The 22255-nt window shown below is 73.5% G+C and carries 18 protein-coding genes; 7 read left to right on the forward strand and 11 right to left on the reverse strand.

The features are described 5' to 3' along the window. Positions 1-47: 47 nt before the first annotated feature. A complete protein-coding gene (locus ACZ6CL_RS18750; RefSeq protein ID WP_468937220.1) occupies positions 48-3254 on the reverse strand; it encodes an AfsR/SARP family transcriptional regulator in 3207 nt (1068 codons plus the stop codon). A gap of 375 nt (positions 3255-3629) precedes the next feature. On the opposite strand from ACZ6CL_RS18750, the gene ACZ6CL_RS18755 reads away from it, so the two are divergent. After that, on the forward strand, positions 3630-4913 hold the full coding sequence (locus tag ACZ6CL_RS18755) for a hypothetical protein (protein WP_468937221.1): 1284 nt from the start codon (positions 3630-3632) through the stop codon (positions 4911-4913). A gap of 559 nt (positions 4914-5472) precedes the next feature. Here the strand turns inward: ACZ6CL_RS18755 and ACZ6CL_RS18760 are convergent. Together ACZ6CL_RS18760 and ACZ6CL_RS18765 are read right to left on the reverse strand one after the other, a co-directional pair. Beyond that, positions 5473-7725 carry an ATP-binding protein gene (locus tag ACZ6CL_RS18760; protein ID WP_468937222.1) on the reverse strand — a complete coding sequence of 751 codons (2253 nt, stop codon included), beginning with the start codon at positions 7723-7725 and terminating at the stop codon, positions 5473-5475. Positions 7726-7884: 159 nt separating this feature from the next. Then, entirely contained in the window at positions 7885-8367 is a 483-nt protein-coding gene (locus ACZ6CL_RS18765; RefSeq protein ID WP_468937223.1) for a MarR family winged helix-turn-helix transcriptional regulator, read from the reverse strand. A 51-nt stretch (positions 8368-8418) separates the two neighbouring features. Here ACZ6CL_RS18765 and ACZ6CL_RS18770 point away from each other — a divergent pair, with 51 nt between their 5' ends. Further along, positions 8419-9681, forward strand: coding sequence for an FAD-dependent monooxygenase (locus tag ACZ6CL_RS18770; RefSeq protein ID WP_468937224.1), 1263 nt, complete (start codon positions 8419-8421; stop codon positions 9679-9681). Here the strand turns inward: ACZ6CL_RS18770 and ACZ6CL_RS18775 are convergent. Continuing rightward, positions 9659-10531, reverse strand: coding sequence for an erythromycin esterase family protein (locus tag ACZ6CL_RS18775; RefSeq protein WP_468937225.1), 873 nt, complete (start codon positions 10529-10531; stop codon positions 9659-9661). The two genes, ACZ6CL_RS18770 and ACZ6CL_RS18775, sit on opposite strands and share 23 nt — an antisense overlap. A 45-nt stretch (positions 10532-10576) precedes the next feature. Here ACZ6CL_RS18775 and ACZ6CL_RS18780 point away from each other — a divergent pair, with 45 nt between their 5' ends. From ACZ6CL_RS18780 to ACZ6CL_RS18800, 5 genes are all read left to right on the forward strand, one after another. Then, a complete protein-coding gene (locus tag ACZ6CL_RS18780) occupies positions 10577-10966 on the forward strand; it encodes a TioE family transcriptional regulator (RefSeq protein WP_468937226.1) in 390 nt (129 codons plus the stop codon). A 194-nt stretch (positions 10967-11160) separates the two neighbouring features. Beyond that, positions 11161-12273 carry a ribosome small subunit-dependent GTPase A gene (rsgA, locus tag ACZ6CL_RS18785; RefSeq protein ID WP_468937227.1) on the forward strand — a complete coding sequence of 371 codons (1113 nt, stop codon included), beginning with the start codon at positions 11161-11163 and terminating at the stop codon, positions 12271-12273. A 151-nt stretch (positions 12274-12424) separates the two neighbouring features. Beyond that, positions 12425-13864: a dihydrolipoyl dehydrogenase family protein gene (locus ACZ6CL_RS18790; RefSeq protein WP_468937228.1), complete on the forward strand. Its 1440-nt coding sequence runs from the start codon at positions 12425-12427 to the stop codon at positions 13862-13864. A gap of 159 nt (positions 13865-14023) precedes the next feature. Next, on the forward strand, positions 14024-15319 hold the full coding sequence (locus ACZ6CL_RS18795) for a protein phosphatase 2C domain-containing protein (RefSeq protein ID WP_468937229.1): 1296 nt from the start codon (positions 14024-14026) through the stop codon (positions 15317-15319). 82 nt (positions 15320-15401) lie between these two features. Further along, positions 15402-17144, forward strand: a complete 1743-nt coding sequence (locus tag ACZ6CL_RS18800; RefSeq protein ID WP_468937230.1) for a pyruvate dehydrogenase — start codon at positions 15402-15404, stop codon at positions 17142-17144. A gap of 6 nt (positions 17145-17150) precedes the next feature. On the opposite strand, the gene ACZ6CL_RS18805 is transcribed toward ACZ6CL_RS18800, so the two are convergent. From ACZ6CL_RS18805 to ACZ6CL_RS18835, 7 genes are all read right to left on the reverse strand, one after another. Then, on the reverse strand, positions 17151-17564 hold the full coding sequence (locus ACZ6CL_RS18805) for a cupin domain-containing protein (protein WP_468937231.1): 414 nt from the start codon (positions 17562-17564) through the stop codon (positions 17151-17153). A 33-nt stretch (positions 17565-17597) separates the two neighbouring features. After that, complete coding sequence (locus ACZ6CL_RS18810; protein WP_468937232.1) at positions 17598-17900, reverse strand: putative quinol monooxygenase; 303 nt, start codon at positions 17898-17900, stop codon at positions 17598-17600. Further along, positions 17897-18970, reverse strand: a complete 1074-nt coding sequence (locus ACZ6CL_RS18815) for an Ldh family oxidoreductase (protein ID WP_468937233.1) — start codon at positions 18968-18970, stop codon at positions 17897-17899. The genes ACZ6CL_RS18810 and ACZ6CL_RS18815 overlap by 4 nt, the downstream gene beginning before the upstream one ends. A 116-nt stretch (positions 18971-19086) precedes the next feature. Beyond that, positions 19087-19812, reverse strand: a complete 726-nt coding sequence (locus ACZ6CL_RS18820; RefSeq protein ID WP_468937234.1) for a GntR family transcriptional regulator — start codon at positions 19810-19812, stop codon at positions 19087-19089. Between the two features lie 59 nt (positions 19813-19871). Next, positions 19872-20594, reverse strand: a complete 723-nt coding sequence (locus ACZ6CL_RS18825; RefSeq protein WP_468937235.1) for a hypothetical protein — start codon at positions 20592-20594, stop codon at positions 19872-19874. 86 nt (positions 20595-20680) lie between these two features. Continuing rightward, positions 20681-21433, reverse strand: coding sequence for an ABC transporter permease (locus ACZ6CL_RS18830; RefSeq protein WP_468937236.1), 753 nt, complete (start codon positions 21431-21433; stop codon positions 20681-20683). A gap of 19 nt (positions 21434-21452) precedes the next feature. Beyond that, on the reverse strand, positions 21453-22250 hold the full coding sequence (locus tag ACZ6CL_RS18835; protein ID WP_468937237.1) for an ABC transporter ATP-binding protein: 798 nt from the start codon (positions 22248-22250) through the stop codon (positions 21453-21455). Between the last annotated feature and the right edge of the window lie 5 nt (positions 22251-22255).

Genomic DNA, 22255 nt, shown 5'->3' on the forward strand with positions numbered 1-22255 from the left:
TTCGTGCTGCGGTGATCGCGGTGTTATGGTCAGGCCCGCCTTGTTGATCAAGGCGTCCTGTCCTCGTAACTCCGCTCCCGCAGAGGGGTCTTGTGAAGAACGCAAGGCGCGTTTCCGTCGTCATGGCTTCCGCGGCCGTATTCGTCATGACACTGTCGACGGAGGCCCTCGCCGGGCCCTTGCAGTGGATGTGGTGAGACGAGCAGAGACCGCAACCGCTCCGCCTCGGCGCCCGCTCCCAGACGCTCGTACAGGGCGATCGCCCGCGCACCGTGGCGGCGGGCGCTCTCCCGGTCGGCGGCGGACAGTGCCGTGCGGGCCAGGCCCGCGAGCGCGTGGGCGCGGCCGAGCGGGAAACCGGTGCCCTCGGCCAGGTCCAGCGCCTGCCGGTAGACCTTCGTGGCGGTGGCGAGGCGGCCCGAGCGGTGGTGTGCGTCGGCCGTGCCGATGAACGCCCGCTGCCGTTCGTACGCGTTGTCGATGCTGCGGGCCGCCTGCTCCGCCAGCGCGAAGTGGCGCAACGCCTCGTCCGTGCGGCCGCTTTCGGCGTACGCGGTCCCCATGCTGATCAGCACGTTCGCCTCGCCGAGGGTGTCCCCGCCCGCCCGGTGACTGTCGAGGGCGCGCCGGAAACACCTCAACGCCCGCTCGGTGTTCCCGGTGGCCTGGTGGACGGCGCCGAGGTTGGTGTCGAGGATGGCCAGCTCCTGGCGGCCACCGAACTGCCGCGCCAGGGTGCGGGAGCGTTCGTAGTGTGCGCGGGCGTCGTCGTAGCGTCCCTGGAGGAATTGGAGTTCGCCCAGGTTGTTGAGCGCCTTGGCCTGCCCGGGGAGGTTGCCGAGCGCTTCGTGGACGCTGAGCATGACCCGCACCCGCTCCAGTGCTTCGCTATACCGGCCCGCGTAGTGCAGCGCCGCGCCCTGGATGTTGAGGCAGTCCGCCTCCCCGCCGCGGTCGCCGACCTGCTGGTAGCGCGCGATGGCCCGGTCCAGGACCCGCAGGGCCGTCTCGCCGTGGCCCGCGGCGAGATGGGCGCGCCCGGACTGGAGGAGCGCGTCGGCGCAGCCGTGCGGGTCGCTGAGGCCACGGAAGAGGATCAGGGCTTCGGTGGCGCAGCCCTGGGCCTCGTCGTGGCGCTTCTGGGCCAGCACCTCCGCGCGTTCCACCAGGGTTCTGGCGAGGGCGGGCCGGTCGTCACCGGTGCGCAGGACGGTCAGGGCGGCGCCGTACAGCTCGGCGGCGATGTCCCAAGTACCCCAGGTCTTCAGCGCGTTGGCGAGGATGTGCGGGAAGAGGGCCGCGTGTGCGGGGGACCGGCCGGGCGCGGTGCGGGCCGCGGCCAGCAGATTGGCGCGCTCCAGGGTGAGCCACACGACGGCCTCGTCGGCGTCGGCGAACTCGGGCGCGTACGGGGACTCCTGGAGCGGACCGGGCGGCTGGGGCCGACGGTGCGGATGGACGAGGCGGTCGGCGCGGTGCGCGGCGGTGAGGTGGTAGCCGAGCAGCCGTTCGACGGCCTCGTGGCGGGCGGAATCGGGCTCCTCCCGGGCGCACATCTGGAGGCCGAACGCGCGGCCGAGGTCGTGGAACCGGTAGCGGTCGTGTACGGATTCCTCCAGCAGATGGCTGTCCAGCAGCTCTTCGACCACCCGCCGGATCCGCGCGGGGTCCGTTCCGGCGAGCGCGGTGGCCGCGCGGAGGGTGATGTCGGGACCGGTGTGCAGGGCGAGCCTGCGGAACAACCGCCGGGCGGGTGCGCTGAGTTCGGCGTACGAGAGCTGGAAGGCCGACGCCACCGAGGAGTCGAACTCGTCCAGCGGGTCGGTGGCTTCCGCCAGCCGGTCGAGGAGGTGGCGCAGGTCCCAGGTGTCCCGGTGCCGGAAGCGGCTGGCGAGCAGCTGGACGGCGAGAGGGTGGCAGCCGCACGCGGCCACCACCTGCCGCAGCGCTTCCGCGTCGGAGGCGGACGGGGCGGCGGTGAGCCGGGCGGGGCCGGCGATCCGGGTGAAGAGCGCGATGGCCTCCGCTTCGGAGAGGACGTCCAGATGGAGCGAGGTGGCGCCGTTCAGCCCGACCAGCCGGTTGCGGCTGGTGACGATCGCCCGGCAGTCGGGGGAGCCCGGCAGCAGCGGGCCGACCTGGGCGGCGTCCCGGGCGTTGTCGAGGATGACGAGCGCCCGGTGGCGCGCGGTCCAGGCCCGCCACCGTGCCGCGCGCTCGTCGAGCGAGTCGGGGAGCGGGCCGGACGCGCCGGAGGCCTGCAGCAGGACCGCGAGCGCCTCGGCGGGGTCGCAGGGCTGCTGTCCGCCGTAGGCGTGGAGGTCCACGTAGAACTGGCCCGCCGGATACGCGCCGCTCAGCCCGTTCGCGGCGCGGATGGCGAGCGCGGTCTTGCCGACGCCGGGCATGCCGTGGATGAGGGTGAGGGGCAGTCCGCCGTCGTCCCCGGCCCCGGTCGTGGCACAGGCGGCCAGCAGGATGCGCAGTTCGCTCGTCCGCCCGGTGAACTCCCGGACGTCACGCGGAAGGGTGTTGCCGGGCTCGCGCACCGCCGGGCTGCCGGTGTCCATCAGCGCACGGTCCTGATCGAGGACGCGCTGATGCAGTTCGCGCAGTTCCGCCCCGGGCTCGATGCCCTGCTCCGTCCGCAGCAGCCGCCGGGTGTCCCGGTAGACGGTGAGCGCCTCGTCGTCCCGTCCGCAGCGGTAGAGCGCCAGCATCAGGGAAGCGATCACCTTCTGGGCGTACGGGTTCTGCGCGGCCAGCTCGCGCAGCTCGCCGATGAGATCCGCGTGCTGCCCCAACTCCAGCTGCAGCCTGATGCGTTGCTCCCGCACCCGCCGGTGGTCCTCGATCAGCCGGGTGCGGGCCGCCGCCGCCCAGGCCCCGGTGAACTCCGTCAGCGGCTCGCCCCGCCACAGCTCCTCGGCGGCCCGCAGCAGCCCCACGGCCCGTTCCCGCTCGCCGCGCGCTCCCGCCGCGCCCGCCTCGTCGCGCAGCCGCTGGAAGCACAGCAGATCGATGTCCTCCGGAGCGACCCGCAGCCGGTACAGCCGTGGGGACGGCCGCTCGACCCCGGCCCGGTCCCCGACGGCCTTGCCGAGCCGTCCGCGTATCCGGGACAGATAGCTCTGCAGCGTGTCCAGGCCGGTCGGCGGCGGCTCACCGTCCCAGACCCGCTCCATCAGCGTGTCCGCGGTGACCGGCTCGCCACGGGCGTGGACCAGCACGGCGAGCACACAGCGCTCTTTCACCGAACCGAGCGTGTGGCGGCGCTCGTGATGCCATAGTTCCAGGGGTCCCAGAGCAAGAAGTTTCACCGACGGCCCCCGATGGGTGTGCTTCTTCCCGCCGTTCCCGGCGGCCCGCGCACGTTCGTACGGCACTCACTTCACTGTTGCCGCGAAGCCGGGGGTGGCGGACAGAGGCGCACGGGTGCGTGGCGGGCGCACGTCCTCACCGCTGTGATCAGGTCGTTCATCACCGCAGGAGACGTGCAGGAATTCTGCAACCTCCGCATCCAGTCCCCAGGGCACGCCCTCATCCGGCGGCCGACCGGGTCGCCAGCCGGAATCGGGCGCATGGCAGTCGCCGGGAGCCCGAAAGGAAGACCGGGGGAAGTCGAACCGATGAGCGTGACCATGCTGGAAGCTCACCCACGCCATGTGCCGGTGCGTCCGGACGTCGAGTACTGGGCCACCCGGGAGATACGCCGGAGGGTCCTGGCCGTGGTGCACACGGTGACCGCCGGACAGCGTCTGCTGGACGCCATCCGGCTGCTGGAGGGCGACACGCGGGTACAGGTGTTCTTCACCGCGGCGCCCGATGTGTTCAGCAACGGCGTCGCCGCGTTTCTGGAAGGGCTGCGGGGGCTGGTGCTGCCCTGGAGCCAGGCGGTGCAGACACCGTTCGACCTCGCGCTGGCCGCGGGCCACGGCAGCCTGCACGAACTCCACGCGCCCGTCATCGTGCTGCCGCACGGCGCCGGACACAACAAGATCGTGCCCGGTCGGCGGCGGGGGCGCGCGGTGGCGGCGCAGCGCAGCGTCTACGGGCTCAGCAGGCAGCGGCTGGTCCGGGACGGGGCCGTGGTGCCCGAGGCCATCGTCCTGGCGCACCAGGAGGAATTGGCCCGGCTGGGCCGGGAGTGCCCCGAGGCGCTGCCGGTCGCGGAGGTGGTCGGCGACCCGTGCTTCGACCGCATCACCGCGAGCCTGCCCGCCCGCGCCCTGTACCGGGAGGCGCTGGGCGCCCGCCCCCGGCAGCGGCTCGTGCTCGCCTGCTCCACCTGGGGGCCGGACTCCCTGCTGGGGCGCGCCCTTGAGGTCCTGGAGCGGCTGGTGGCGGAGCTGCCGCGCGAGGAGTTCCGGGTCGCCGCGCTGCTGCACCCGCACGTGTGGAACGGCCACGGCGAGTGGCAGGTCCGCAGCTGGCTCGCCCGCCTCGGCCGCTCCGGGCTCACCGTGCTCAGCCACTACGCCGACTGGACGGGGGCGCTGGTCGCGGCGGACTACATCGTCGGCGACCACGGCTCGGTCACCCTCTACGGCTCGATGACCGGGGTGCCCGTCCTGATGGCCACCCTGCCCGACGCCGATGTCGACCCCGGCTCGCCGCTGGCCGAACTGGGCTCGTTCGCGCCCCGGTTGCACGGTGACCGCCCGCTGCGGGAGCAGTTCAAGCGCAGCTCGGCGACCTACCGCGCGCAGCGCCACCAGCGGGTGGCGGCCCGGATCACCTCGGAACCGGGCCGGTTCGCCCGCAAGATGCGGGCGCTCCTCTACCGCAAGCTGCGGCTGCGGGCCCCCGCCGGGCGGCCGACCACCGAGCCCGCGCGGCTGCCGTTCACGGTGCCGTACGACGAGCCGGGCAGCGTCGCGCCGGGCGGCATGCGGCCGGGGGCCGTGTCATGACGCCGGTGACGTGGGCGTCTCCGGTGACCTCGGTGGCTCCGGTGACCGCCGTGGTGACCGAGCCCGCGGGTGGGGTGCCGACGGGCCGCGTCCATGTCGTGCTGCTGCGCCTGGGGAGCGGTGTGCGGGGGCCGCGGGTCCGCCGGACCGTGGACGAGCATCTGCGCGTCCTGCTCCCCGCGCCGGTGGCCTCGCTCTGCCCGCTCGCGGATGTGCTGCTGGCCGGGACCGGGACCGGGACCGGGACCGGGGCCTGGGCTGAGGATGGGGCCGACGCCGGGGCCGGGGCTGACGGTGGGGCCGACGCCGGGACCTCGCCGCCACACCGGCAGACCGCCGCGCTGGCCGCCCGGCATCCCGGTGCCCTGGTGGTGGCGGTTCACCGGGGTCCCCGCCTCTGGATGCGGCTGGGCCGCGACGGCCTCGCGCTGACGCTGCGCGCGCGGTGCCCGGCGGCCGGGCCGCCCTGGGCGGTGTGGGCCTCGGTGGCCCACACCTGGCTGGTGGCCGGACTCCCCGCCGCTGAGCTGGGGGCGGCGCCGGTGCGGCTGGTGTGGAGTCAGCCTGCCGTGTCCGCCGCGCCTTCCGCGTCGCCGGTGTCCGCCGGGCGTCTCGCGTCCGGGGCCCGCAGACGCCCGAGCCGGGTGCGTACGGCCTCGGCGTGGGCCGACTTCGAACGGTTCACCGCCGAGTAGAGGTCCAGCGCCTCCCGGTAGCGCTCCCGGGCCAGCTCCGTCTGGCCACGCCGCTCGGCGAGCGTGGCCAGACTCTCCACGGCGCGCGCCGTCTCGTAGTGCGCGGCCATGCCGCGCAAGGTGGTGAGCGCCGTGGACAGCCACTCCTCCGCGAGGTCGTGCCGGTCCCGGCCGAGGTGCGCGCGGCCGAGCAGGGTCGCCGCGCGGGCGGCGTTGTACGCGTCGCCCGCCTCGTCCAGCGTGGTGTGCGCGGCGTCGGCTTCCGTCACCGCCTGCTCCCACAGCTCCCGCTCCAGGGCGATGTCGGCGAGGTTGAGCCGGGCCAGTCCGCCCGCCCGCGGGTCGCCGGCCGTGGGCAACTCGGCGGCGGCCCGGGTGAACAGCTCGGCAGCCCGGTCCAGGCGGCCCAGCCGCTGATGGGCCAGACCCTGGTAGTTGACCGTACGGGCGTGGCCGAGCGCGTTCCCGCCCGCGTGGAACGTCCGCGCCGCGCGCTCGAACATCTCCAGGGCGCGTTCGTGGTCGCCCATCCCCAGTTCGCCCATTCCGCCGGAGGTCAGCATCCGGCACTCCGCGACCGAGTCCCCCAACTCCTCCGCCGCGAGCAGCCCTTCGCGGTGGGCGGTCCGCCAGTCCTCGTAGAACTTCCGGCGCAGGAACAGCGGCCACAGGGCGTCGGCGAGCTGCCAGGCGACGGTCGGGAAACCGGCGGGGCGGGCGACGCGGATCACCGCCATCAGATTGGGCAGTTCGCTCTCCAGCCAGCCCAGCGCCGCGTCGCTGCCCTCCCCGAAGTCCTCCGGTACGGGTGCGTCGCCCTCACCGTCCTCGCCGTAGTTCCGTTTCAGCGTTCCGTGCTGCGGGTCGACGATCCCCTCGGCGCGGGTGGCGGTGGCGAGGTAGTGGTCGGCGATGCGGCGCAGCGCCGCCGCCCGCTCCCGCGCGGTCTCGTCCGCCTCCGCCTTCTCGGTGGCGTGCAGCCGTACGAGGTCGTGGAACCGGTAGCGCTCGTCCCCGGCGTCGATGAGCAGATTCGCGTCGTACAGCAGATCCAGTGGCCCGGCCGCGTCCCGGCCGCCGCCCAATGCCGCCTCCGCCACCGCGCTCCCGAACTCGGGGCCCGGATGCAGGCTCAAGCGCCGGTACAGCCGGGCGGCCTCGTCCCGCAGCCCCTGGTACGACAGGTCCAGTGCGGCCCGTACGTTGTGGTCGCCTTCGATGGCCAACGCCTCCAGCCGGCCGCGCTCCTCGGTCAGGGCGCGCACCATCGTCGTGATGTGCCGTCGCGGCCGCGCGGCGAGCCGGGCCCCGGCCACCCGCACCGCGAGCGGCAGCCCGGCGCACAGCTCGACGAGGGCCCGCGCCTGGTCGGGCTGCGCGGCCACCCGGTCGTCGGCGAGCGTGACCTCCAGCAGCTCGACCGCCGCCTCGGTGGCCAGCGGGTCGAGATGCACCGCGTAACAGCCGTCGACCGTCAGCCCCGGCATCCGCCACCGGCTGGTCACGGCCGTCACGTTCCGGCCGCCCGGCAGCAGCGGCCGGACCTGCGCGGCGGTCGCGGCGTCGTCGAGCAGCACCACCAGCCGCCGGTCCGCGGTCAGCGACCGGTACAGCGTCACCCGCTCGGCGAACGCCGTGGGTATCTGCCCGGTCGGCACCCCCAGCGCCCGCAGAAACCGCCCCACGACCTCCTCCGGCGATACGGCACCGGCCGCGGACTCGGCGCCGAGGTGGGCATAGAGCTGCCCGTCCGGAAACCGCTCGCGCAACCCGTGCAGCCACGCGAGCGCCACCGCCGTCTTCCCGACCCCGCCCAGCCCGCTGACCGCGGCCAGCGTCCCGTACCCCGCCGCGGCCGCCCGCTCCCGGTGCCCCTCCAGCGTCCGCAGCTCCACCGTCCGGTCGGTGATCCGCACCGACGGCGGCAGCTGCCACGGCACGTGGGCCCGTCGTCCCTCGCCGGGGTCCCCGGCCCGGATGTGAATCCCCCCGTAGACCGCCCCCGCCTGCACGGCCCCGCCGTGCACCGTCCCGCTCAACTCGTTGTGGTCACCGCGCGGTTGCCCCTGCACCCGTCCCCCTCCGAACGCATGCGTGACACGGCCCCTGGAGAACATGCCACTTCCCGTGACGAGGTTACGTGCGAATGCCTCCGTCATATGCCTATTTCGATATGCCTCCTTGGACAGGGCAGTCCGGTGGGGACATTCTCGGCGCTGCTCCTTCGGCCGCGGTCGCGGCCGCCTCGACCGATCGATGCCCGCCGCGCCGCCGCGTCAAGCTTGCCCACGGGTGTCGTCGGCGGCGGACAGGTGGGCCGAGAGGTCGTCGACCATGCGGCCGAGGAGGCGGCCGAGGTCCTGGCGGTCCTGGGCGGGCCAGTGGGCGAGGGCGCCCGTGAACCAGCCGAGCACGGTGCGCATGTAGCGGTCGGCGGTCGAGGCGCCCTCCGGGGTGAGGCCGATCAGGCGGGCGCGCTGGTCGTGAGGGTCGGCGATGCGGTGGACCAGGCCGCGTTGTTCGAGGCCCTGGACCTGGCGGGTGGCGTGGGGGCCCGCCACCTGCATGCGGTCGGCGATCTCGCCGATCCGCAGGGGCTGACCGGCCATCTTGAGGACGCCGAGCACCGCCATCGCCGGTCGCTCCAGCGAGATTCCGGCGGCCGCGGCGGCCTGCTCGAACAGGCGGCCGCGGTTCAGCACGTTGCTGAGCTGGGTCAGCCGGGGGAGCAGCTCTGCGAGCAGGTCGTCGTCATGCATGGGGGTTGATTACCTAACTTAGGTATATAGTTTGGCGTGGGAGGTACAGCAATGAGGAAGTTACCGAAGCGGACGGTCCTGATCTCCGGCGCCAGCATCGCGGGGCCCACCCTGGCCTACTGGCTCCACCGGTACGGCTTCGAGGTCACGGTCGTGGAGAAGGCGGACGCGGTGCGCGGGGGCGGGTACCCCATCGACATCCGCGGCACGGCGCTGGACGTGGTCCGGCGGATGGGGATGGAGGACCGGATCCGGGCCGCGCACCTCGAGACCCGCGCCATCACCTTCGTCAACGGCGAGGGGAAACCGGTGGGTTCGATGAAGCCGGAGATGCTGACCGGCGGAGTGGAGGGCCGGGATGTGGAGCTGCCGCGCGGGGAGCTGGCCGCGGCGCTCTACGACGCGGTGCGGGACGACGCCGAGTTCCTGTTCGGCGACTCCATCGGCACGCTCGACGAGACCGGCGACGGCGTGGACGTCACCTTCCGGGGTGGAGCGCGGCGCACCTTCGACCTCGTGATCGGCGCGGACGGACTGCACTCGCACACCCGAGGTCTCGTCTTCGGCCCCGAGGAGCGGTACCACCGCTACCTCGGCTACTGCTTCGCCGGGTTCACCATGCCCAACCGGCTGGGGCTCGCGCGCGAGGGCGTGGCCTGCAACACCCCGGGCAGGGCGGCGATCCTCTACGCGCCCACCGACGACGGCCCGCTGCACGGGTTCCTCACCTTCGTCCGGGACACTCCGCCCTTCGACGCCTTCACCGACCCCGCCGCCCAGCGCGACCTCGTCGCCTCGGTCTTCGCCGATGGCCGGTGGGAGACCCCTCGGATGGTCGAGGCCATGCGGACGGCCGACGATCTCTTCTTCGACGTCGTCAGCCAGATCCGCATGGACCGGTGGTCACGCGGCCGGGTCGCCCTCGTCGGCGACGCCGCGTACGCACCCTCCTTCCTGTCGGGGCAGGGATCGAGCATCGCCCTGGTCGGCGCGTACGTCCTCGCGGGGGAGCTGGCCACCCGCACCGGCCACACCGCCGCTTTCGACGCCTACGAGCGCGGCATCCGGGCGTTCGTCGCGCGGAACCAGGCCATCGCCGACGGCGGAGGCGCCACCCTCGTACCGCGCACGGCCCGTGGCCTGTGGCTGCGGAACCAGGCGCTGCGCGCGGCGCCGCTGCTGGCGCGTACGGGGCTGTCCGGTCTGGCCGGGCGCAAGGCCCGGAGCGCCAACTCCGCGCTCACGCTGCCCGGGTACGAAAAAGACGTGTCCGGAGCGGAGCGACCGTCGGCTAGCTCCGCGGGACGTCCTTGACGAACACGATCCCGTCGTACGAGGCCAGGTGGGCCGGGTCGAGCGGAGCGTAGCCGTAGTAAGGGGAAACGCGCGGGGCGTTGGGGGCAGTGGGCAGCTGGCGGGGGTCGATGACGCACTGCTTCTCCGGGAGCGCGTACAGGAGCCCTTCGAGGGTGTCTGGCGGCGGGGTGTCCACGCCCTGGTGGCGCATCGTGCCGAGGGCCGTGGCGAGGAAGGCGTACCCCTCACCCAGGTGTGCGCTCACGAGCGCGCCGGCGCTCCACCACTCCAGCGGCGGCTGGTCCCACAGGCGCATCGTGCTCTTGTCCCGCTGGAGATGGGCGTTGTGGGCGTGGACCAGCGCCGGGCCCCGTGCGGCGAGGGAGAGGAGGTTGTCGGCCATCATCTGGTCCCGCAGGCCCACCAACCGTGTCATACGGCTCGGTGAGGAGTCGGCCATCCAGAAGTGGTAGCGGAGCAGGCCGACGGCGGTGCGCGCGTACAGGCGCGCCCGGTCCCAGTCGTCCCGCGAGGTCGCCGTGATCAGGTGCGGCGTCTGCGCGTCGAGCAGCGCCACGAGATCGTCGGCGTGCAGCCGCAGCTCCCTGGCCTCGGCCGACTGCCCCACGGACCGGGCCGGGTCCCTCATCGCGGCGGGATCGGTCCAGGGGCCGTCGGCGCCGAGGAGGCGGTCGAGCGTTTCCGCGGTGCAGGGGAGCTGGCCCCCGTCGACGCGGGCCGCGAGGTAGTCGTGGAGTGCGGTGAGGGCCGGCCGGGGGCTCGCGGCGCCGGTGATCTCCAGCGGGCCGTCGAACCCGGCGAAGCGCAGCCGCTCGGGCGCGGGTCGGCCGTCGTTGTACGCGCGCATCCAGCGCACGAGTTCGCGATTGGCCGCGGACGCGCCGAGCGCGGTGTGGGGCCCGACGGCACGTTCATCGGCTCGCTGGCGGGAAGGCTCGGCATCCGGCCCGCGACGCTGCGCACATGGGAGCGCGCAGGGCTGCTGCGCCCGAGCCGCGACCCGCGGACCGGGTACCGGGTGTACGACGAGGCCGACGTACGGGACGCCCGGCTCGCCCACCAACTCAGGCGGGGCGGCTATCTGCTGGAACAGATCGCCCCGCTGATCTCCCAGGTGCGGACGGCGGGCGGGCTGGAGCCGCTGGAGGGCGCACTGCGCGAGTGGCGCGGCCGGCTGTCGGCCCGCGGGCGCGCGATGCTGACCGGGGCCGCCGCGCTGGAGGCGTACCTCGGCGAACGCGCGAAACCCGGTGGCGCCCGGGGCCGTGGCCCCCTACGGTGAGGCGTACTTCACGCGGCGGCCGTTGGCCGCCGCTGTGGGCTGTCGTTGTCGGCTGAGCGAGGAAAGGGAGGTGTGACCGATGGCTGTCTCGGTGATGGGCGCTGCCCGCGACCAGAAGTTCCTTCACTCCACCTCCGTGGTCTCCGGCTGACGTATCCGAAGCGCGCCGGGGCCGCCCTTCGAAGGGTTTTCCCTTGAGCAACGCTTTTTCTGATGCCGCCTTCCGCCGTGCCGCCCTCGCCCTTTACGGCTGGGACGACCACTGGGAGGCGGAGTTCGCCCCGTACGCGGTGCGGGGCCTGCTGCCCGGCCGGGTGGTGCGGGTGGACCGTGGCCTGTGCGATGTGGTCACGCCCGGCGGCACCGTCCGCGCCGACACGGAGTTCGTCGTTCCGCGTGACCCGATGAAGGTCGTGTGCACCGGCGACTGGGCCGCCGTGGACGCGGGCGGCGAGCCGCGCTACGTACGGACGCTGCTGCCGCGGCGTACGGAACTGGTGCGGTCCACCTCCTCCAAGCGCTCCGACGGCCAGGTGCTGGCCGCCAACGTCGACCACGCCGTGATCGCCGTATCGCTCGCCGCCGAGCTGGACCTCGGGCGGGTGGAGCGGTTCGTGGCGCTCGCCTGGGAGAGCGGGGCACAGCCGGTGGTCGTGCTCACCAAGGCGGACTTGGTGGACGACCCGGCCGCGCTGGCGCATCTGGTCGCCGACGCACAGAACGCCGCGCCCGGGGTCGAGGTACTGGCGGTGAGCGCCACGACCGGGCACGGGATGGACGTCCTCGGCGCGCTGCTCGCGGCCGGGACCGCCGTCCTCCTCGGCCAGTCGGGCGCGGGCAAGTCCACCCTGGCCAACGCCCTGGCGGGCGAGGACGTCCAGGACGTACGCGCCATCCGCGACAGCGACGGCAAGGGCCGCCACACCACGACCACCCGCAACCTGCTGCCCCTCCCCTCGGGCGGCGCGCTCATCGACACCCCCGGGCTGCGCGGGGTCGGGCTGTGGGACGCGGAGGGCGGGGTGGCGCGGGCGTTCGCCGAGATCGAGGCGTACGCCGAGGACTGCCGCTTCCACGACTGCGCGCACGAGACCGAGCCGGGGTGCGCGGTGCTCGCCGCGGTCGAGGACGGTGCGCTGCCGCCCCGGCGGCTGGACAGCTACCGCAAGCTGCTCCGCGAGAACGCCTACCTCGCGGCCCGCACCGACGCCCGGCTGCGGTCCGAGATGCGGCGCGAATGGAAGCAGCGACAGGCCCTCGGCCGACACATGGTCGAGCGCAAGCGCGGCCCACAGCGCAAGCCGTAGCGCCGCGCGACCCCTGCGGGGTGAGGTCCGCCGGGCGTCCGGTTCCGGTGGCCGTCGGGGGTGACTCGACGGGAGGATGGAGGAAGCGCCATCCCACGTCGGGCACACCGTCGGCGGCCGGTCACCGGCTGTCGGCAGAGAGCGGGTCGCGATGAATTCCGGTACGGATGAGTACGACGTCGTTGTCCTGGGCGCGGGCCCGGTCGGGGAGAACCTGGCCGACCGGGCCCGCGCGGCCGGGCTGTCCACGGCGATCGTGGAGAGCGAGCTGGTCGGCGGCGAGTGCTCGTACTGGGCCTGCGTCCCCAGCAAGGCGCTGCTGCGCTCCGTCCTCGCGCGCGCCGAGGCGCGGCGTACGCCCGGGGCGCGGCAGGCGGCGGCCGCGCCGCTGGACGCGGGGGCCGTCTTCGCCCACCGGGACGCGTTCGTCTCGAACTGGAAGGACGACGGCCAGGTCGGCTGGCTCGACTCGGTGGGCATCGACCTGGTCCGCGGCCACGGGCGGCTCGTCGAGCCGCGCCGTATCGCGGTCACCCAGCCGGACGGGCAGGAGCGCTTCCTCGCCGCCCGGCACGCCGTGGCCATCTGCACCGGCAGCCGCGCCGCGCTGCCGGATCTGCCCGGCCTCGCGGAGGCCCGCCCGTGGACCAGCCGGGAGGCGACCAGCTCGTCCACGGTGCCGAGGCGGCTGGCCGTGGTGGGCGGCGGGGTGGTGGCCGTCGAGATGGCCACCGCTTGGAGCGCCCTCGGCTCCGAGGTGACCATGCTGATCCGCGGCTCGGGGCTGCTGGAGCGCATGGAGGCGTTCGCGGGCGAGCTGGTGGCGGAGTCGCTCGCCGAGGCGGGGGTGAAGATCCGTACGGGGACGTCCGTGACGGCGGTGCGGCGCGACGGCGCGGACGGCCCGGTGACGCTCACGCTGGACGGCGGGGAGACCGTCGAGGCCGACGAGGCGCTGTTCGCCACCGGGCGCGCCCCGCGCACCGATGGCCTCGGACTGGAGGCGGTCGGGCTCACGCCCGGCGGCTGGCTGGACGTGGACGACACCTGTCGGGTGCGGGACGTGCCGGGCGGCTGGCTGTACGCCGCGGGCGACGTCAACCACCGCGCGCTCCTCACCCACCAGGGCAAATACCAGGCGCGGATCGCGGGCGCGGCCATCGGCGCCCGCGCCCAGGGCGTACCGCTCCTGGAGACCGACCGCTGGGGCGCCCACGCGGCCACCGCGGACCACGGGGCGGTGCCGCAGGTCGTCTTCACCGACCCGGAGGTCGGCGCGGTCGGGCTGACCGCCGAACAGGCCGAGGCCGCGGGCCGCAGCATCCGGGTCGTCGACTACGACCTCGGCCAGCTCTCCGGCGCCGCCCTGTACGCGGACGGCTACCGCGGCCGCGCCCGCATGATCGTCGACCTGGACCGGGGCCATCTGATCGGCGTGACGTTCGTGGGCCCGGGCGTGGGGGAGCTGCTGCACTCGGCGACCGTGGCGGTGGCCGGTGAGGTGCCGGTCGAGCGGCTATGGCACGCGGTGCCGTCGTTCCCCACGGTGAGCGAGGTATGGCTGCGCCTGCTGGAGGCGTACCGGGGCTAGACCGTATGGAGGGCCGCTGCTTCCGCTTCCGCACAGCCACGCCCGCCCCAGGGGCGTTTGGGCGCGGCCTTGCCCGTGGCGCCCGGAGACGGCCTCGCCGGGGGTTCCGGAGGGCATCGCGTGGTGTTCCCGTGAAGCTCCGCTGTGGACAATATGAGGATGAGCCAGCAGGGGGACGACCGACGCCGTCAGGAAAACGACTGGTGGGGGGAGTTGTACGACCCTGCCCGGGCCGATGCCGGGCCCGCCGCCGCGGCCGATTCGGTGGACGACCGCTTCGACTCCGCGTCCCGCACGCTCGGCAGCGGACGGCCGAACGGCGGGGAGCAGAGGCCCGCCGCGGGGGCGCCCTGGGGCTCGCCGGAGCGTGAGCCGGGCGGTGCCGCGCCGGGGCCGGAGGGCAGGTCGGGCGGGGACGCGGGAGGTGGCCCGCAGGGGTGGCGATCTCCCGGCGGTGACGGGTCCCCAGCCGCCCCCGCGCCCCGGCGGCCCTGGCGGGCTGCCGGGGACGGGTTCGTCGGCGACGGGCCGCCCGTCTACGAGGCCGAGCCGACCACGCTGCCCGTCGCCGACCCGGAAGAGCCCGGCGGGACCGTGCCCGACACCGTGCTCGACGGCGCCCGCTACGGGACGTTCACCCTGCGGGCCGTATCGCTGCGCGGCGACGCGGCGCGCTCAAGCGGCGAGCCCCGGCGGGACACGCTGCTCACGGCCCGGTTCGGGACCGGGGACGGCGCCCTGGTCCTGGTGGCTGTGGCGAGCGGGGCGTCGCCGGAGGCCGCGCGGGAGCTGTGCGGCTGGATCGGCGCCGCCGTCGGCCGCAGCCACGCGCGGCTCGCGCAGGACATCCACGCGGCCCGGCGCGGCGCGCTCAAGTCGGGGCTGCACCGGCTCACCGACCGGGGCTACGGGCGGCTGCGCGCCCGCGCGGCCGCACTCGGCCTCGACCCGGACGCGTACACCGCCCCGGTGCGCTGTCTGCTGCTGCCCGCCCACCCGGGCTGCCGGGTGCGGGTGTTCTTCGGGGCGGGTGACGGCGGGCTGTTCCGGCTGCGCGACGGCGCCTGGCAGGACCTGGAACCGGACCCTCGGGAGGGCGACACCGTCGGCGGGCCCGTGCTCGCCTTCGGCGACGGACGGCCGTCAGAAGCGCTCGGCCCGCCCGCCCCCGCGCTGCCCGCCGACTGGGAAGCCGTCGCGGACGCCGTCCCGCGGTCCGAACCCACCGGCGCCTTCCGCTTCCGCGCCTCCGTCGCCCAACCGGGTGACACCCTGCTGCTGTGCGGCACCGGCCTCGCCGAGCCGCTGCGCGCCGAGCCCGCGCTCGCCGCGCGCTTGGCCGAACGCTGGTCCGGGGCCGAGCCGCCGGGCCTCGCGGGGTTCCTCGCCGACGCCCAGGTGGGGGTCAAGGGGTACGCCGACGACCGTACGGCGGCGGCCGTCTGGGAGGCGTGAGCGTCCCGTTCATGGGTTGATGGACCGTGAGGAAACACGGCAACCCGGGACGACAGGGCTGACAGGGACGAAAGGCGCCGCGATGGGCAAGCAGACCGTGGCCGAGCAATTCGTGGACATCCTGGCCCGCGCCGGGGTGCGGCGGCTGTACGGGGTGGTCGGCGACAGCCTCAACCCCGTCGTGGACGCCATCCGCCGCAACTCCGCCATCGACTGGATCCAGGTCCGCCACGAGGAGAGCGCCGCGTTCGCCGCGGGCGCCGAGGCGCAGCTCACCGGCAAGCTCGCCGGGTGCGCGGGCTCCTGCGGGCCCGGCAATCTGCACCTGATCAACGGGCTGTACGACGCCCACCGCTCCATGGCCCCGGTCCTCGCCCTCGCCTCGCACATCCCCAGCAGCGAGATCGGCACCGGCTACTTCCAGGAAACCCACCCCGACCAGCTGTTCCGCGAGTGCAGCCACTACAGCGAGCTGATCTCCAGCCCCCAGCAGATGCCGCGCGTGCTGCAGACCGCGATCCAGCACGCGGTCGGCCGCCGCGGCGTCAGCGTCGTCTCGCTGCCCGGCGACATCGCGGCGCGCCCGGCGCCCGAGCGTGCCGAGGAGCACGCGCTGGTGACCTCACGCCCCACCGTGCGCCCCGGCGACACGGAGATCGACGCCCTCGCGCGCATGGTGGACGAGGCGGACCGGGTGACGCTCTTCTGCGGCAGCGGCACCGCCGGGGCCCATGCGGAGGTGATGGCCTTCGCCGAGCGGGTGCAGGCACCGGTGGGGCACGCGCTGCGCGGCAAGGAGCACATTCAGTACGACAACCCGTACGACGTCGGCATGAGCGGACTGCTCGGCTATGGCGCCGCGTACGAGGCCACCAACGAATGCGATCTGCTGATCCTCCTCGGGACCGACTTCCCGTACAACGCCTTCCTCCCCGACGACGTCCGCACCGTCCAGGTCGATGTCCGCCCCGAGCACCTGGGCCGCCGCTCCAAGCTCGACCTGGCCGTCTGGGGCGACGTCCGCGAGACGCTGCGCTGCCTGACCCCGAAGGTGCGCCCCAAGAGCGACCGCCGGTTCCTGGACCGGATGCTGAAGAAGCACGCGGAGGCGCTGGAGGGCGTGGTCAAGGCGTACACCCGCAAGGTGGAGAAGCACGTTCCGATCCACCCGGAGTACGTGGCCTCGATCCTGGACGAGGAGGCCGCCGACGACGCGATCTTCACCGTTGACACCGGTATGTGCAACGTTTGGGCGGCCCGCTATCTGACCCCCAACGGCCGCCGCCGGGTGATCGGTTCGTTCACCCACGGCTCGATGGCCAACGCGCTCCCGCAGGCGATCGGCGCCCAGTTCCTCGACCGCCGCCGCCAGGTCATCTCGATGTCCGGCGACGGCGGGTTCACGATGCTGATGGGCGACTTCCTCACCCTCGTCCAGTACGACCTGCCGGTGAAGGTCATCCTCTTCAACAACTCCTCCCTCGGCATGGTCGAACTGGAGATGCTGGTCTCGGGCCTGCCCGCGTACGGCACCGGCAACCACAACCCCAACTTCGCCCAACTCGCCCGCGCCGCCGGGGCCTACGCCGAGCGGGTCGAGAAGCCCAAGCATCTGCGCTCCGCGCTGCGCACCGCCCTGCACCACAAGGGCCCCGCCCTCCTCGACATCGTCACCGACCCCAACGCGCTGTCCATCCCGCCGAAGATCAAGGCAGAGATGGTGACGGGGTTCGCGCTGTCGGCCAGCAAGATGGTGCTGGACGGCGGTGTCGGCAGGATGGTCCAGATGGCCCGCTCCAACCTCCGCAACGTGCCTCGGCCATGAGGGAGTTCAGGAGACGGGCGCTCCGCCCTTGTCGTGGACGGACAGGTGCTCGAAGGTCTCGCCGGTGGCGGTGATGGTCCGGGTCACATCACGGCCGCCGTAGACCCAGTAGATGCGCATCACGCCCTCGCCGCGATTGAGGAAGCGGTGCGGGACACCGGCCGGGACCCAGGTGGCGTCGCCCACTTCCAGGTCGAAGGTCTCACCGTCGATCTCGGCGGTGGCCTCGCCCTCCAGGACGAGCACGGACTCCTCGACGTTGTGGCTGTGCAGCGGCAGGCCGTTTCCGGGCTGGAAGACGGTCTGACCGGTGGTGATGGAGGCGGTCCGGGAGTTCCACTTCCCCACGTAGGGGAGGGTGGCGACCCCGCCGCCGCGGTCGAAGCGCTCGACCTCGTCGGAGTGGATCAGGAGGCACACGGCAGTTGGCTCCGTTCTGGTGATCGGCGGGGATCAGGGGTGGTGGAACAGGCGGCGGGAGAGGGTGTTGACCTGGCTGCCCGGGGCCACGTACCGCGCCGCGGCCTCCCGCCAGACCGCGAAGTGCGGGGCGGCGCGGTGGGCCTCGACGGCGGCCTCGTCCTCGTACAGCTCGTGGAAGACGAAGTGGTGGTCGTCGGAGAGGTCGCAGACGACGTCGAAGTACCGGCAGCCGGGCTCGTCGGTGAAGGACCGCTCGGCCTGCGCCTCGATCGCGGCGAGGAAGTCGTCGCGGCAGCCCGGCTTGACCTGGAGGGACACGGTCAGGGCGATCATGTGGACAGCTCCTCGAAGCGGGGGTGGGGTACGGGCGGCGCCACGCCGGTCCGTTCGGCGACGCTGATGAGGGACCGCCAGGTGTCCTCGACGACCGTGACGCCCTCGGTCCGGAGGCGCTCGGCGGTACGGGCCTCCGGCTCACCGGGTACGAAGATCTCCTCCGTGCCCGGGGCGGTGGGGGTCCCCTTGGTCTCCTCGATCAGCTGCTCGATGTGGTGTGCGAACTCCTCCGGCGCGGTCATGGACCGGACGTCGACGCAGAGCAGCAGGTGGCCGGCACCGCTGCGGCCGTGCGGGGAGTACGGGCCGACCACCGCGCTGCCGTGGGCGCTGCCGGTCAGCACTCCGGCGAGGACGTCGAACATGAACGAGATCGCGTAGCCCTTGTGCCCGGCCATCGGCAGGATCAGCCCCTCGACCGCCTGCCGGGCATCGGTGGTCGGCACGCCGTCGGCGTCGGCGGCCCAGCCTTCGGGGATGGGGTCGCCGCGCTCCTTGGCGTGGTAGATCTTGCCGCGCGCGACGGCGGTGTTGGCGATGTCCATCACCACGGTTCCGTAGCGGCCGCCGGGCGCGGCGATCGACCAGGGGTTGGTGCCGACCCGTTTCTCGCGGCCGCCCCAAGGGGCCATGGCGGGGCTCGCGTTGGTGGCGAGCAGCGCCACGCAGCCCTGTTCGGCCGCTTGGCGGGTGAAGTACGCGGCGGTGCCGAAGTGGCCCGAGTTACGGACGGCCACGGCGCTGACGCCATGCCGCCGGGCGCGCTCGACGCCCAGGGCGGTGGCCCGGTGGGTGAGCACCTGCCCCAGCCCGTGGCGGCCGTCGATCACCAGCACGCCGCCGTTGTCGACGACGGTCTCCGGCCGTGCGACCGCGGCCGTCGCACCGCTCGTGAGGCGGTCCAGATACCAGGGCAGGCGCAGCATCCCGTGGGAGGGATGGCCCCACAGCTCCGCGGTCACCAGTGTGTCCGCGAGCAGCCGGGCGTCCTCGGGCGGCACCCCGTGGGCCTCGGCCGCCGCGGTGGCGAACCGGAGCAGTTCGGCGGCGCCGACGATGTGCGGCATGCGTTGTCCGTCCTCGCGTCGTCGGAGAGCTGTATCCGAAAGCTGCACCAAGAGTTGTATCCACTCCTGTATACAGCAGCGGCCACGGGAAAGGCCATGCCCGCATGGGCCGGATCTCAGCGCGCTACATCCACCTGAACCTCCACCCCGCCAGTGGAACCCTCGCTGGTCAGGCTCTCGATGAGGGCCTGAAGGGTCTGCGTCAGGTGATGACGGCAGGCCGTCTCGGCGGTCTGGGGGTCCCCGAGCGTGATCGCCTTCAGCAGCGCGCGGTGCTCGTCCAGGGACGTCAGCATGCGCCGCGGGCCACTGTGCGAGACGTTCCGCAGCCGCACCGTCTGGCTGCGCAGATCACCGATGGTGCGGGCGAGATACGGATTGCGGCACGCGCCGATGACCGCCTGGTCGAAGCCCTCGGCCAGCGCGTAGAAATCCTGGTAGCCGCGCGTCTGCCCGGCGGCGTCCAGGGCGCGGAAGGACTCCTCGAACTCCTCCAGCCGCTCCAGCAGCACGCGGAACGGAGCCACTACGCGCTCGTCGGCCGTCCCCGAGGCCGCGATCAGCGCCGCCGCCCGGGGCTCCAGCAGCATCCGGATCTCGAACAGGTCGCGCACCCCGCCCAGCGAGATGGCCGCCACCCGCGCCACCTCGCCCGGTACGAAGTCGACCAGCCCCTCACCCGCGAGGCGGCGGATCGCCTCCCGTACGGGCGTACGGGAGGCACCGAGGTCCTCGCCGAGCTGGACCTCGCTCAGCTTCGCCCCGGGCCGCAGCCGCAGCGACTCGATGTCCTCCTTCAGCCGCCCGTAGACCGCTTCGCTCTTGCCCGTCGCCCGAGCCATGGTTCTCCTTGCCGATCGCCGTGCACACCTATGTGTATACAGGCTAGCCAGGGAGGGCCTCAGCCCGTGAAGTCGTCGGTCAGCACGCAGTCGTCGACGAGGGCCGGCGCGGTGCTGGTGTCGCCGGTCGGCTGGTAGTTCGGGTTGCAGTTGAGGACGAGCAGCTGGGACGCGGACAGGTCCCGCAGCGTGTCGGGGTCGGCCGCGATCACGGCGAAGTCCTTGCCGACGCCGAATCCGCCGTCGATCCCGGCGTTCGGGGAGTTCTTGACCCGCTTGGCGAGGTCGGCGCGGTAGGCCTTCTGGAACGTCTTCATGCCCTCGCCCGCACCGGTCCAGAAGACGCGGATGTAGTCACCTCCGCCGTCGTCGCAGGTGCCGCGGAACCGCACGCCCCAGCTCTGGTCGAACGTGTCGTCCATCGGGTAGTAGCGGGTGTCGGACGGGTCGATGCTGTACTCCTCGCAGGTCGTGAACCGCTGGAGGTACTCACCGGCCGCCATGACCGCCCCGGACTCCGGGAGGTTGTCGAGCATGAACCTCTGACGCGTGGTGAGCCCGTCGGGCAGCACACCGTCATCACCGGCGCCGCCGTTGCGCCCGCCCTCGGCGATCGCCGGCGGTTCCTCCGAGCCGTCGGCGCCACCGGCCAGCCCGGAGGCGCCGATCGCGGCGGGGGTGTCGCCGCCGCTCTTGCCCTGGTTGTCGTCACCGCATCCGGTCAGCGACGCCGTCATCGCACCCGCGATGACCGCGGCCACCAGTACCCGCGTCCTACGCATGCTCATCCCCGTTGCCCCCGTCGTGCCCTGATCCAGCTCAGCTCAGGGAATCTACGGCATGCTCATGTCGGTGATCAAAGCCGCCCTCACCGTTCCGCGCGGCGGAAGAGGCGGGCTCCGCCGAGCAGGCAGACGGCGGCCAGGGCCAGGGTGACCGCGGCGCCGAGGGCGATGGTGCCGTCCGCGTAGTGGCCCAGGTACGCCTGGCGCACGGCGTCGACCGTGTAGCGGAACGGGACGGCGCGCGAGGCGCCGTCCAGCCAGCCCGGGGCCAGGGACATCGGCAGCAGCAGCCCGGACAGCAGCATCAGCGGCATGCCCGCCGTATTGGCGATGGCGGCGAACTCCGGCGGTGTCCGCACGTGCATGGCCAGCCCGTACGAGAGGGCGGCCAGCGCCGCCGAGAGCACGGCCACGAACAGCAGCCCGAGCAGGATCCCGGCGAGCGGCGCCCGCAGTCCGAAGGCCAGCCCGAGGAGGACGAGCAGCACCGACTGGGCGACCAGCTGGACGACATCGCGCAGCACCCGGCCGAGCAGCAGGGCCAGGGGGCTCACCGGGGTGACCCGCATCCGGTCGATGACCCCGAGGTTGCGGTCGACCAGCAGGCCGAGCCCCACGTACGAGCCGCCGAGCAGGGCGAGCTGGACGAGCACCCCGGGGACCAGGGTCTGCCAGGACGAACCGCTCGTCCCCAGGCTGAGCCTGGTCAGCAGCGGTCCGAAGAGGGCGAGGAAGAGCAGTGGTTGGAGCATGCCGAAGAAGAGGTTGGTCTTGGAGCGGAGCGTGGCCCGCAGATAGCGGTGGAATACGACGCCGGTGTCGGCGAGCAGGGTCATCGGAATGCCTCACGTGGTGTCAGACGGAGAGGGGTTCGTCGGCCGTCGCGGACCGGCCGGTGATGGCCAGGAAGGCGTCCTGGAGGCTGGCGGTGGGATCGCCGCCGTGGCGGGCCTTGAGGTCGGCCGGGGTGCCCTCGGCGACGATCACCCCGGAGTCCACGACCACGATCCGGTCGGCGAGCGCGTCGGCCTCGTCCAGATAGTGCGTGGTCAGGAAGACCGTGGTGCCGTGCTCGGCGCGGATTCGCCGGACCAGGTCCCACAGTTCGGCGCGGCTGCCGGGGTCGAGCCCGGTGGTCGGCTCGTCCAGGAAGAGAACCTCGGGCTGGTTGATCAGGCCGAGCGCGATCTCGACGCGGCGGCGCTGACCGCCGGAGAGCGCGCCGGTGGGGCGGTCCAGCAGGGCCGTGAGGCCGAGGTCCCGGGCGAGTTCCCCGGCGCGCTCGCGCGCCTCGGCCCTGGGCAGCCGGTGCAGCCGTCCCTGGGTGACCAGTTCCTCGCGTACGGCACAGGCGGGGTCCAGGCCGCCGGACTGGGCCACGTAGCCGATCCTGCGGCGCACCCCCGCGGCGTCGCGCCGCAGGTCGTGCCCGGCGATCGACGCCTCGCCCCCGCTGGGCGGCAGCAGGGTGGTGAGCATGCGCAGGGTCGTGGTCTTGCCCGCGCCGTTGGGGCCGAGGAAGCCGAGGATTTCGCCGCGTTCGACGGTCAGGTCGATGCCGCGGACGGCGTGCACCGGGCCCGCCGGGAGCTGGAAGGTCCGGGTGAGGCCCCGGGTGCGGATGGCCGGTGGAGGGGCGAGGGGTGTGGACATGGCGG

It is taken from the genome of Streptomyces sp. NPDC041200 (assembly GCF_055591805.1).